This window comes from Acinetobacter sp. 'aerobic (ED)' (genome assembly GCF_904886855.1).
Classification (GTDB): domain Bacteria; phylum Pseudomonadota; class Gammaproteobacteria; order Pseudomonadales; family Moraxellaceae; genus Acinetobacter; species Acinetobacter courvalinii.
In genome coordinates, this window is sequence record NZ_CAJHGI010000004.1 from 60,143 (window position 1) to 73,086 (window position 12,944).

Here is a 12,944-nt window from a genome sequence, read left to right on the forward strand (position 1 = left end):
TTAAAGGGCATAAAAAAACGGGCATATTGCCCGTTTTTTCTTTCTTGATATTAACGTTTGATAGAACGTGACATACCAGAGAAACGTTGTTTGAATTTGTCGATACGGCCGCCTGTATCCACATTCTTTTGTTTACCAGTGTAGAATGGGTGGCAAGCTGAACATACGTCAAGGTAAATTGTTTCTTTACCAAGCGCAGATTTAGTTTCGATAACGTTACCACATGAACAAGTAGCAACTAATTTTTCGTATTTAGGGTGAATATCGGCGCGCATGGTCGATGCTCCTATTAAGTAAGAAAGGCTTAAGCTGTTATCGCAATTGATCACTCTCAACATGAGGAAAGCAACGTGTTCGCACACGTGCAGATCAACACCATAACAGACCATTTCTTTTGACTCACCGAGACTCTAAAGGTCAGAGCAAAGCCAACAAGTGGCGAGCATTATACGCCAATAAATTAAATTTTGCGAACTATTCTTGATTCGATTTTGACCAGTGATTCGCAATAATGCCACAGACCATGAGCTGGATTTGATGAAAAATCATAATCGGCAGCACAATCATTCCCAAAGGCTGTCCGATAAACAGGATCTGGGCCATCGGTACGCCACTTGCCAGCGTTTTCTTGGAGCCACAAAAGAAAATTGTCACCTGGTCTGCTCGGCTAAAGCCCAGCCATTTTGGCACGTATAACGCCAGCAACATCACGATGGTTAACAGCACCGAACATGCCAGGATTAAATAAAACAGTGTCAGGCCATTCACCTGTTGCCATAAACCGGCAATTACCGCGCTACTAAACGCGCCATATACCACCATCAGAATCGATCCCTGATCGAAAGCTTTGACCAGACTTGGCATTTTAACCATATAAGGAAAAATATAAGGTCGTAGCAACTGACCCAATACAAACGGGACCAGTAATAACAACGTAATCTGCAGAATCGATTCGGTTGGATCAAAGTCATGCTGACTTTGGCCTAAAATAAAATAGCTGACTAAAATCGGGGTAATCATCATGCCGACAATATTAGAAAAAGACGCGCTGCACACTGCCCCAGCCACATTGCCTTTGGCCATCGAGGTAAATGCAATGGAGGATTGCACCGTGGATGGCAAGAAACACATGAACAGGAAGCCCCAATACAGTTGCTGACCGAGTAAGGGCTCTAACACCGGCTTTGCCAATAAGCCGATCGCTGGAAAGACCAAGAAAGTAAAAGCAAACACTAGAGCATGCATTTTCCAGTGCAACATGCCTTCAACCACAGCTTCACGTGAAAGTTTTGCCCCATGCAGGAAAAAAAGTACGGCAATTGCAACAGTCGTCAGAATATTAAAATAATGTGCAACCTGACCTGAAACTGGAAAAAACGTTGCCAGTATCACCATCACAACCAATAAAATTGTAAAGCGGTCCAATGCCAATAATTTCAACATAACTATCCCTATCCACGCTAATAATGAAAAAGCCCAATATGGCGAATAATTCAACCATTCGATCAAATTACTCATCATACTGGGCTATTTCAATAAAGCTAGCGTTTTAGCTCAAAAATCTTCAACCAATCAGGCCAGAATCAGTTGTTATAGGCATCCTGATCTTGCTGAATCAATTCAACTTTATAGCCATCTGGATCTTCAACAAAGGCAATCACGGTAACACCACCTTTCATCGGACCCGCTTCACGCACCACTTTACCGCCACGCGCCTTAATTTCTTCACAGGCTTTATAAGCATCGTCTACACCAATGGCAATGTGACCATAAGCATTACCCAAGTCATAGCTAGAAGTATCCCAGTTATGTGTGAGCTCAAGTACGGTATTGTCTTTTTCATCACCGTAACCGACAAATGCTAACGTAAAACGTCCTTCTTCATAGTCACGTTGGCGTAGCAATTTCATACCAAGCACCTCAGTGTAGAACTTTAAAGACTGTTCTAAATTACCTACTCGTAGCATCGTATGTAACATGCGCATAGTTATTCACCTTTCTGCTGTGTTGTCTGGTTTTCATGATCACGTAACAGTTTCGCAACCCAAACCACAAGAACTAAAATTGGGATACCAATTAGAGTCGTCATTAAAAAGAAATTCGGATAGCCGATATTGCTGACAATTGTTCCCGAATAACCACCCAACAATTTAGGCGTGAGCGTCATGAGAGAACTGAAAATCGCATATTGAACGGCTGTAAATGATACGCTGGTTAAGCTGGATAAGAAGGCAATAAATGCTGCACCTGCCAATCCAGAGGCTAAATTATCGATAATAATCGCCAAATACAACCATAAAGAACTATAGCTCTTAATGACCTTACCCGAGAGTTCAACAGTGCCAGCCTGACCTGGCTCAATCACCGCCACAGGCTGAATATCAATATCTAGCGCTTCTGTAGGTGCAGTGGTATCGATACGATATTTTCGGGTTGCCAGTAATTCATGGCCAGTGTTATTTTTCAGATTCGCCAAAGCGGTAATGGTTTTGCTGTTAGATGCCTGCAACAGCTTGCCATCCACAGCACCCGTAAATAAACCGCTAGAATCAACTTTCGCGACAAATTCCTGACCATCCAGTTTTAAAACAACCGGACGTTCTGCATTTAAATCTTCAGCCTTAATCCCTGCCAACTGCCCTTTAACCACCAGACTTTGTTTTAACTCTTTTGGCGTTAACTGATCATCGTTGCTAATCGGCAACAACTGGATTTGTGGCTGTTGTGAAGTAATTAAATAAGGCACTGCAAGTTGAATGTTTGAATCAGCTTGATTCTGATACTGGGCACTGACCTGAACTGCCTTGGCTTTCGCCAAGACCTCATTCGGTACTTGCAACTTCCAGTAGCCCACCTCATCAGTGTGTACCTGATAATGCTGTTCACCCACCTGAACTTGCACCTGATCCAGTGCTTGACCTGACTTAACCAGACCAATGAAAATCAAATTGGTTGAACTGGCCAGCACCGCCCCCACAAACATCAGTTTCATAATGTTCATACGTTGTGCCAGCAAACCACCAAGGAAACCACCAATCAGGCTAAATAAAACACCATAGATCTTCACGGCTTCCGCAATCTGCTCTTTACTAAAGTTCAGATCCTGGTAAAAGACATTGGAAATGACGCCTGCAATAATGTCAGAGATACGGAAAAAACCAATGAGCAATAACAGCACCAATGCAAGCTTGACACCATAACGCTTAAAGAAGTCCAGAATCGGCGCAACCCAGGTTTCTTTCGCCATTTGCTGATTTACTACACCAACTTTGACCAGTCCAAAACCAATCAATAGCGCCGAGGCTGTAGCCGTCAAAAAGCGTAGTGCTTCCAGACCAAATAAGGCAGCTGTATCTTTAATAGCTGCAGATTTCGAAATTGCTTCAGTGACATTACCCGAATAGATATAACTCACCACGAATGTCGCGACTGCAATAAAGAATACAAAGACCAGTCGATAATAATCCGTGGTTTTGTAATGCTTATTGACGCGATTGACCTGCGGTTCACGCACACAAAGCGTGGTAATAATCCCGACCACCATGACGGCGGCCATGGTTAAATAGGTATATTTCCAAGCCTCGTAAATATAGTTCCCTTTCGCAGTGCCCAGATAAGCAGCTAAAAACAAAGCCCCAGCGCCCGCAACAATCATCCCGATACGATAACCTGCATTGTAGGTAGACGCTAATACGGTCTGCATTTCGGTTTCAGCGAGTTCAATACGATAGGCATCAATCACAATATCTTGCGTTGCCGCAGAAAAACCCAGTAACACCGCACCCACGGCCATCTGGATCAAATAACTCTGCCCAAGCGCCGGATCAGAAAATGCCATGATACAAATTGCACAGATAATTAAACTTTGGGCAATCAGCAGCCAGGCGCGGCGTCGACCTAAACGTTTGGTTAAAAATGGTACGGGCAATTCATCAATCAGCGGCGCCCAGACAAACTTAAAAGAATATCCCAATGCAGCCCAACTGAAAAAAGTGACTGCACTCTTCTCAATGCCCGCCTCACCCAGCCATAAAGACAAGCTAGAAAAAATCAGTAAAATCGGTATCCCCGCAGAGAAACCAAGAAATAACATAATCAGGGCACGGCGATCTAAAAATGCTTTAAATGCCGAAGCCCACCCGGTGGCTTGCGTTGTCATTGGTTATTATTTTCCAATAATCTATAAATGTGCTTATTCAATCGTTTCTTGCTCCTGCTTGCAAGTTGCTTTATGCAATCATTCTTTTGTTTTGTCGATAAAAAACACAAGTTCGCTTGATCTTTAGGTCTAAAACTGTATACCTTTAATTACTCAACTTACGTTTATTTGTTGGATAGCAACAGTGACCCAAAAACTTGATCAAATGACTGCAACAACTTTATCTTTAACACCAACAAACACGATTACAGCGAAGATCAATTCATTTCCAAGCGCTTTTGAACAGACGGACATACAACCAACACTGCTTAAAACAGCACTACGTGCAGACCAACTCACACATATTCCAGATTTAGCGGAAATACCAAGTTCAACCAAACGAATCAAGCCGCTTAATAACTTCTTAGGACAAGACCGCGCACGCGCTTCCGTTGAGGCGGGTATCGCGCTGCCTTATTCTGGCTATAATATTTTTGCTGTGGGGACAGCAGGCCTGGGTAAACGCACCATGATCAAGCGTTTACTGCAACAACATGCCAAGACCATGCCGACTCCGGATGACTGGGTCTATCTCAATAATTTTAAAAATCCGCGTCAACCGATTGCTTTACGCTTTCCGGCAGGACAAGGGGTTAAGTTCCAGAATGCCTTACAGCAAACATGGCAAATTATTCTTAAACAATTAGAACGCCGTTTTAGTGCTGAAAGCTATCACAACCGCATTGAGCGTATTCGTCAGGATACCGGTGATGTTCAACAGCAGGCACTGGTCGAACTGACCAAAGAAGGTGAAGAACTCGATTTAAAACTGATTTCACGTAATGACAAACATGTCTTTGTTCCCATGCAACTCAAGGACAATGAATATCATGAGTTGACGCAAACTGACCTGAATACTCTGAATAGCAAAGAGCGTGCAGAAATTACTTCCAATATTCGCTATATGGAGAAGAAACTCGAACGCCTCGGATTACATCTCGGTGATCTGGAAGATGATGCCCGTGATCAGGTTTCAAGTCTAAATCGCGATATCGCAACACAAGTGGTTACCCCACGGGTAGAATCGATTTTAAATAAAAATAAAGACGTCAAAGGTCTGGATCTATATTTAAAACATTATGCAGAAGACATTATTGACAATGTTGAGCTGATTCTTGAACAAGAAGAGGATGACTTTACCCCTGCTTTATTCAACCGTGTTCCATCACGCTACCAAGCCAATGTCATTGTGTCGAATAAACCGAATAGCGGTGCACCTGTCATTTTTGAAGACTTTCCGACGCACTACAACCTGTTGGGCCATGTTGAGCAACTGACCCATAACGGTACCATTACCACTGATTTTACCTTGATTCGTCCAGGTTCATTACATCAGGCCAATGGCGGATTTTTGATGCTGGAAGCAGAGCAACTGCTAGAGCAACCTTATGCATGGCAGGGATTGAAACGTGCCTTAAAATCGGGTCAGCTCAAGCTGTCTTCGCTAGAGCACATGTTGACGTTAACAGGTAGCATTTCCATAGAGCCGGCTTCCGTTCCGCTTGAAATAAAAGTAGTTTTATTGGCAGAACCTGAAATTTATTATGAAATTTTAGAGGTTGAGCCTGAACTTGGCAGTGTCTTTAAAATCCGTGCTGACTTTACAGATACATTACAACGTAATGACAGTAATGAGCAGGCCTATATGCAGCTGATCGCGGATTATGTACAAGCTGACAAACTATTGCCTTTTGATCGCTCTGCACTTGCAGCCTTGCTGACGGATTCAAGTCGTCAGGCTGAAGACCAAAGCTCATTATCGCTCCATGCATCTACCTTAGGCGATTTAATTCGTGAAGCGCATCACCATGCCTTTAAAGCAGGCGACAAGATCGTGACCGACGAGCATGTCAATCAGGCCCTGCATCATCGTCAATACCGCTTAGGCTATTTACGTGAACTGTACTGGCAGGATCTGTCACGTGGCACCCAATTGATTGAAACCTCAGGCCACCGACTAGGTCAAATCAATGCCCTCTCCGTGATTCATTATGCTGATGTCGAATTTGGTCTCCCTTCTCGCCTGACGGCATCTGTATATCAAGGTGGCGGCGATATTCTGGATATTGAGCGCAGTGTCGAACTAGGCGGCTCTCTGCATGCCAAAGGTGTGTTGTTGATGTCGAGCTTCCTAAAAGCACACTTTGGTCGTGAACAGATCCTGCACTTCTCTGCCGCACTGGCTTTTGAACAAAGCTATGGTCAGGTCGATGGTGATAGTGCAACCGTTGCGGAACTGTCTGCCTTGATCTCTGCAATCTGCCAGATCCCGATTGACCAATCTTGGGCAATTACCGGTTCGATGAACCAGTTGGGTCAGGTGCAGCCGATTGGCGGTGTCAATGCCAAAATTGAAGGTTTCTATGATGCCTGCAAATTGCAAGGCTTGACTGGCAAACAAGGAGTGATTATTCCACGTCAAAACATGCAACATCTGATGTTACGTCAGGACGTGAGTGAAGCCGTCAAAGCGGGACTCTTCCATGTGCACGCGATTGACACCATTGACCAGGCCTTAGAAATTCTAATGGCGCGCCCAGTAGGTACGCTGGATAAAAAAGGTCGCTACAGCAAAAATTCGATTTATGCTGCAGTCATGGAACAGCTTGAGTACTGGCAAGCCATTGAAGACGGTGAAGCTGTAGAAGAGGATGAGCCAAAGAAAAAGAAAAAGCGCAAAAAAACCAAGAAAGATGAGGTAGAAGCAAAAGCCAAAGCAAGTGAAGAAAACACTGCTGAGGCAAAAACGCTAAAATCGATGCGTAAAAAGAAAAGCAGATAAAGAAAAAGGCCATGTTCCGAGGAACATGGCCTTTTGACTTAGGCAACACCCTGTAAAGAGCGCCCCCCCGGTAACTGGGCAAAATATTGCTTCAAAGCATCAATACAGCGATGCACCTTCATTGGATATTGTTCGCGTTTAGAGGTTAAAGCATGCAAGGTATAAGATGGTAGTTGCCAATCTGGCAGAACCTCAACCAACGATCCATTGATCAGTTCTTTCTGAATATCCATATACAGGATACGTGCTATGCCATGCCCTTGTTGACATAACGCCTTGGCGACAAAAACATTATTGGTACCTAAACGTGTTTTCATATCCACATTCACCACATCGCCACTGATCCCGTGACGGAAGGTAAAATGTTGATAATTTTGCATGAGGGTTATCGGCAGTAATTCATGGTTACGCAAGTCTTCAGGACGGGTGATTGGTTGCGCCTGATTCAGATAACTTGGAGATGCAACCAGAACCTGATCTACCCGCGCTAAAGGCACAGCAGACAATTGCTGATCTTCCATCTTCAAGCTCATGCGTATCGCAATATCAATACGTTCTTCGATCAGGTCAATATAACGATGGTCTGCTTCAAAATGAATCGCCAGCCCTTTATGTGCCGACATCCAGTGCGATAATGCAGGAATAACGTGCAAGGCACCGAGTTCAGGTGTGGTAGCAATACGCAAATCGCCCACCAGATCATCACGTAATTCATTAATGCGGATTTTGCCTCGCTCAGCTGCGGCCAACATTTCCTGACAACTGAGGAAAAATGCCTGTCCAGCTTCAGTGAGACTGAGTTTTCGGGTGGAACGATGAAGTAAGGTGACATCCATTTCTTGTTCTAAAGAACGGATTTGTTGACTGACCGCACTGGTGGTAATTCCAAGTTCTCTTGCTGCACCACTGAAAGAACTTTTTTCGACGACACAAGCAAAGACCCCCATTGCACGCAATTGATCTAGCATAGACTTCCCTCTCAACTTAATTTATTAATATGCTTATTGTTCTAATGAAAGCAATCAAATTAAGTATACAAGGAAGTCTATTTATAGACTAGGGGAATTATTAATAAATTATTGAAAGTTTATTAATAATCTTTAGTTAATTTGGTAAAACTGTGCTCGGGTTCACAGGTTTGCCATCTAAACGAACCTGGAATTCCAGCATGACTTGCGACGCGCCAGAAGAACCCATTTCTGCAATTTTCTGTCCTGCTGTCACATTATCACCGCTTTTCACCAGCATCTTGCTGTTATGGGCATAGGCTGTGATGTAGCCATCAATATGTTTAACCAATACCAGGTTGCCATATTCTTTTAAGCCATCCGCCGCATAGACCACCTGCCCGTTTGCAGCTGCAAAAATCGGATCGCCCACATTTCCACCATAGCGTGTACCTTTGACATTACTCGCCAGATTAAAGGTTTGAATGACGGCACCATTTGATGGTTTCACCCAACGCAGGCTTGAAGCCACAGTCGAAGATGACGGATTAACCGGTACGGTCGGCACTACCGGACGTGGTACCACTGGTTGTGGTTTTGGTGCGACGGGTTGCTGGCTTGGTAAATTAATACTTTGACGCTGGATTGGTGCGGTTTGTGCCATGGCTTGCGTCGATGTTGTACGCTGGGCAGCCGAGCCTTTTAAGCGCAATGACTGATTGACATAAATACGATAAGGCGGTGCGATATCATTCAGTGCAGCCACATTCAGATAGTTCAAACCATAACGATTTGAAATCCCGCTTAGGGTATCGCCTGAACGCACCGTGTAATAGTTTGGTGCTGGCAGCGTATGACGTGCTCCACCATTGACTTGCGGTTTTGATGCACACCCTGTCATAACTGCCACTGTCGCAACCGCCATAGACAAAACGATTGTTTTAATCATTTTCTGTGATAGAAAAACCGAGACATGGTTTAAGTGCATCTTCGCCCTCATCGAAAAAACCTCAATTTATTTGCGCTAAGAGTATCAAAAAAGTGAGAAAAAACGAGTTCTCACTTTCTTTATTCACAAAGTTATAACATTCATACCCTTAACCATTTACATGCGCATGTAAATTTTCCAATACGGTATAGTTCGTCGCATCCATCTGGATCGGGGTAATACTGACATAACCATTTGAGACTGCAAAAAAATCTGACTGGACATAATCCGAGACAGGTTGCGGATCGGTAACGGCTTCACCCGCCAATCCAATCCAGTACACCTGACGTCCACGCGGGTCAACATGACTGCTGATCGGTTTGGATTGTGCCCGGCGGCCTTGGTAGGTCACTTGAGCCCCTTGAATTTGCTCAACATCCGGAATATTAATATTAAAGATATGTCGCGGCGGTAAAACCGGCAAGCCTTTGGCAATGAAGTCATGAACCCATTGCGCTGCTTTGGCATAATGTTCAGGATGCTCGTAGGCTCGTACATTGGCGCCCGCCAGTGAAACGGCAATCGCAGGGTGCTTCATTAACCGCCCTTCAAAAGCCGCACCAACCGTACCAGAATATAAAACATCATCGCCCAGATTCGCACCACTATTGATTCCGCTGACCACCAGATCAAATTCAAAATCAAATAAGCCATTCATGGACAAATAGACACAATCTGCTGGCGTACCATTGACCGCCCAGACATCTTCAGCAATCTGTACAGGACGTAAAGGACGGTCCAGCGTTAATGCACTTGAATAACCACTACGTTCACTTTCAGGCGCAACCACAACCACACGACCTAAAGGTTTTAATGCTTGAGCCAAAGCTTGTAGACCGGGTGCGAACACACCATCATCGTTTGCTATTAAAATATTCACTAAAATCAATTCTCTTCAATGTTACTAAGCAGTTTTTTCAATTGAATTATTCCTTGAATTATATATATTTATGGCTTCTTAGTATTAAAAATTTACGCAGCCATGAGACATTTATCTAATTTTATTAAAGTTTTTGGGGTGAGTTTCACGCTTTTTACAGCACCTGTTGTCTTTGCAGATGAAACGGTTTCAGTGAAAGAAGCAGATGCCCTCATTAAAGATGACATTGCCAATGCACAGGTACTGATTGAGATGTGTCCAGCTCTGATTGGGAAAAATGCCAAATTTGATCAGAACATCAAAAAAATGGTCGGCACCTATTTAAGCAACTATTCTGACAAATCAGCTTCGCTTGAAAGTTTGCAAAAAGATGCTGAATTTAAAAGCCTGTTAAAAGATGCCCATGAAGCAGCGGCAGAAGTCGACAAGGCTGAGCAAAAAGTGGTATGTGAAGAAGTCTTGAATTTCGAAGGCTAATCTGGCTTTCGTATATCCGTGTGGTTTTAAATTAAAATGATTTAAAATCACACCATTTCTATTCAACTCAACACATCATCCCCTCCTTTCACCCTGAAAAAAAGACCCACCACAAGACTTTTGAAATCAAAAAACCAGTTAAAAGTATTGAAGAATTTTAAATTCTGAAAATTTAAACCCACACTTTCTCCACGTTTCCTACAGCAAACATACATTTTTTTACTGGCTTCTATGCTATAAGTTATTCAAATTCTTTAAGTCTTGTTCTGAGTTTGATTTATTATGAAGAAAAATGTTTTTAAAACACTAGGTTTATCATTTCTCATCGCTTCTAGCGCTCTAGCTCCTACGGCATTTGCGGCAGATAAAAAATCTACAGAAGCAGAAAAGATTGAAGTGACTCCAACTTCAGATAGCGTTACCAAGCAAGAGCTTGCCGCGATCTATGTGCTTTCTGAAATTTGTCCAAGCCTGATTGGCAAAGATCTAAAATTTAATAAAGCTTATGACAACCTGGTTAAAGCCTATTTGAATAACGATGCCAACGCGGTTGAAAGCCTGAATAAACGCGTAAAAGGTAAAGATTTTAAAGAAGCTTTAAAAGAAGCACGTAATGATGCAAAAGCAGCTTCTGACAGTGATAACCGTCAAATTTGCGATGACGTTCGTAATTATTATTCTAAATAAGATGAACAATTAAGGTTCAGGTTACAATACTGTATGAAAAAGCCGATTTCCCCCGTAGAAGTCGGCTTTGCTTTATCCTAAAATGCTAGGCTCGTCTGCTTCATACAAGATATTGGAACCACCTAGAATGACTCACAAAAGCGCTCTTGCTGCATTATTACTTTTGCCAAGCTTTTCATATGCAGCAACTGTCCTATCCGCTCCACCAGAATTAAATAATAAATCCTATGTATTAATGGATTACGAGACCGGACAGATTCTCGCTGCCAAAAACGAAAATGAAAAACTGGCACCTGCTTCGATGACAAAAATGATGACAAGCTACATCATTGAGCAGAAACTTTTAAAGGGTGAATTGACTGAAAACGAACAGGTACGCATGAATGAATCTGCGTGGTGTCGTGGTAGCAGCTCTGAATCATGTATGTATGTTCCACTGAATGGTACTGCAACAGTTTTAGAAATGTTGCGTGGTATTATTATCCAGTCAGGAAACGATGCTTCTAAAGCAATGGCTGAACATATCGCGGGCAATGAAGGGACCTTTGCCCATATGATGAACCAGGAAGCAAAACGTGTTGGTATGGTGAACACTCACTTTATCAACTCAACCGGTATGCCAGCTGAAGGTCATTATTCAACTGCTAAAGATATGGCAATTCTTGCCCAACACATCATTAAAGACAGTTCTAAATACTATCCGATTTATTCAGAAAAAGAATTTGCTTTTAATGGCATCAAACAAGGCAACCGTAATGCCCTGCTTTATACCGATCCAAGTGTAGATGGTTTAAAAACAGGTCATACCAATGAAGCGGGCTTCTGCTTGACCACGTCAAGTAAACGCGGTCCAATGCGTTTAATTTCAGTGATTTTCGGAACACCAAGCATGAATGAACGTGCCGATCAGACACGTACGCTTTTAGCCTGGGGCTTTTCAAACTTTGAAACTGCTAATGTCCAACCAGCCAACCAGGTTCTTGCCAAGGCTAAAGTTTGGTTCGGTAAACAAGAGGATGTTCAAATTGGCTTAGCAGAAAACTTCAATGTGACCATGCCAAAAGGCCAGGCAGACAAAATCAAAACTCAGCTTGTGGTTCAGCCTAAACTCAATGCACCTTTAGCTAAAGGCCAAGTGGTAGGTAAACTGGTTGCAAGTCTGGATGGTAAAGTGATTGCAGAAAAACCATTGGTCGCATTGAAACCAGTTGAAGAAGCTGGCTTCTTTGCACGTATGATTGACCATATCAAAATGTTCTTCAGTAACTTGTTCTAAATTTTAGAATCGTTAAATTAAGCATTCATGCTCTTGGGTATGAATGCTTTTTTATTTTATAATTCTCCTAAATTTTCAAGCGAACGCTGCTATGCAAAAGAACATTCGTCCCTATCTCGACCAGAAACCAGATGTTGATTCAAGTTGTTATATCGATGACATGTCGGTTGTTGTAGGTGATGTTAAACTCGCTGAAAATGTGTCAGTCTGGCCTTTTGCCGTGATTCGCGGTGATGTAAATTCAATTCAGATTGGCAAAAACAGTAACGTACAGGATCATTGTATGTTGCATGTCAGCCATAAGAATCAATCTAAACCGAATGGTTCTCCACTGGTCATTGGAGAAGATGTAACGGTTGGGCATCATGTAACTTTACATGGCTGCACCATTGGTAATCGCGTCTTGATCGGGATTAATACCGTCGTGTTAGATGACGTCATCATTGAAGATGATGTAATGATCGGTGCCGGTAGTCTTGTTCCGCCACGTAAAGTATTAAAAAGCGGTTATCTCTATGTCGGCAGTCCTGTCCAACAAGTGCGTGCACTGACTGAAAAAGAAATGGAGTTTTTACCTTACTCGGCACGTCACTATGTGAAAGTGAAGGATAATTATTTAAATTCGCCTGATTAAGTGACCATCTTTTTAACACGCTTTCAGATGAGAAAACATCTAAGTAAATAAAGTACAGTCTAGCCCCCCGTGAAG

At 42.9% G+C, this 12,944-nt stretch carries 12 protein-coding genes; 5 read left to right on the plus strand and 7 right to left on the minus strand.

Annotated features, from left to right (window positions below; genetic code table 11):
- Nucleotides 1-50: 50 nt before the first annotated feature.
- The 4 genes from rpmE to JO943_RS09135 form a co-directional block, all read right to left on the minus strand.
- Nucleotides 51-275, minus strand: a complete 225-nt coding sequence (gene rpmE / locus JO943_RS09120) for a 50S ribosomal protein L31 (protein ID WP_005231378.1) — start codon at nucleotides 273-275, stop codon at nucleotides 51-53.
- A 199-nt stretch (nucleotides 276-474) separates the two neighbouring features.
- Nucleotides 475-1,449, minus strand: a complete 975-nt coding sequence (locus JO943_RS09125) for a bile acid:sodium symporter family protein (RefSeq protein ID WP_171067746.1) — start codon at nucleotides 1,447-1,449, stop codon at nucleotides 475-477.
- Nucleotides 1,450-1,583: 134 nt separating this feature from the next.
- Nucleotides 1,584-1,985, minus strand: coding sequence for a lactoylglutathione lyase (gene gloA / locus JO943_RS09130; RefSeq protein ID WP_004770462.1), 402 nt, complete (start codon nucleotides 1,983-1,985; stop codon nucleotides 1,584-1,586).
- Between the two features lie 2 nt (nucleotides 1,986-1,987).
- The gene (locus JO943_RS09135; protein WP_202740607.1) at nucleotides 1,988-4,159 is read right to left on the minus strand and encodes an AmpG family muropeptide MFS transporter; all 2,172 of its coding nucleotides are present in this window, start codon (nucleotides 4,157-4,159) and stop codon (nucleotides 1,988-1,990) included.
- A 184-nt stretch (nucleotides 4,160-4,343) separates the two neighbouring features.
- Between JO943_RS09135 and JO943_RS09140 the strand changes: the two genes are divergently transcribed.
- Nucleotides 4,344-6,980, plus strand: coding sequence for a Lon protease family protein (locus JO943_RS09140; protein ID WP_005231383.1), 2,637 nt, complete (start codon nucleotides 4,344-4,346; stop codon nucleotides 6,978-6,980).
- A 38-nt stretch (nucleotides 6,981-7,018) separates the two neighbouring features.
- On the opposite strand, the gene JO943_RS09145 is transcribed toward JO943_RS09140, so the two are convergent.
- From JO943_RS09145 to surE, 3 genes are all read right to left on the minus strand, one after another.
- On the minus strand, nucleotides 7,019-7,948 hold the full coding sequence (locus JO943_RS09145; protein ID WP_005287268.1) for a LysR family transcriptional regulator: 930 nt from the start codon (nucleotides 7,946-7,948) through the stop codon (nucleotides 7,019-7,021).
- Between the two features lie 136 nt (nucleotides 7,949-8,084).
- Nucleotides 8,085-8,915: a peptidoglycan DD-metalloendopeptidase family protein gene (locus tag JO943_RS09150; RefSeq protein ID WP_005231389.1), complete on the minus strand. Its 831-nt coding sequence runs from the start codon at nucleotides 8,913-8,915 to the stop codon at nucleotides 8,085-8,087.
- A 109-nt stretch (nucleotides 8,916-9,024) separates the two neighbouring features.
- Complete coding sequence (surE, locus tag JO943_RS09155; RefSeq protein WP_005231390.1) at nucleotides 9,025-9,795, minus strand: 5'/3'-nucleotidase SurE; 771 nt, start codon at nucleotides 9,793-9,795, stop codon at nucleotides 9,025-9,027.
- A gap of 102 nt (nucleotides 9,796-9,897) precedes the next feature.
- Here surE and JO943_RS09160 point away from each other — a divergent pair, with 102 nt between their 5' ends.
- From JO943_RS09160 to JO943_RS09175, 4 genes are all read left to right on the plus strand, one after another.
- The gene (locus tag JO943_RS09160) at nucleotides 9,898-10,272 is read left to right on the plus strand and encodes an MCR_0457 family protein (protein WP_202740608.1); all 375 of its coding nucleotides are present in this window, start codon (nucleotides 9,898-9,900) and stop codon (nucleotides 10,270-10,272) included.
- 282 nt (nucleotides 10,273-10,554) lie between these two features.
- On the plus strand, nucleotides 10,555-10,959 hold the full coding sequence (locus JO943_RS09165) for an MCR_0457 family protein (protein WP_005231397.1): 405 nt from the start codon (nucleotides 10,555-10,557) through the stop codon (nucleotides 10,957-10,959).
- A 127-nt stretch (nucleotides 10,960-11,086) separates the two neighbouring features.
- Nucleotides 11,087-12,235 carry a D-alanyl-D-alanine carboxypeptidase PBP5/6 gene (gene dacC, locus JO943_RS09170; protein WP_202740609.1) on the plus strand — a complete coding sequence of 383 codons (1,149 nt, stop codon included), beginning with the start codon at nucleotides 11,087-11,089 and terminating at the stop codon, nucleotides 12,233-12,235.
- Nucleotides 12,236-12,326: 91 nt separating this feature from the next.
- Nucleotides 12,327-12,869, plus strand: coding sequence for a gamma carbonic anhydrase family protein (locus JO943_RS09175; protein ID WP_202740610.1), 543 nt, complete (start codon nucleotides 12,327-12,329; stop codon nucleotides 12,867-12,869).
- Nucleotides 12,870-12,944: the final 75 nt, after the last annotated feature.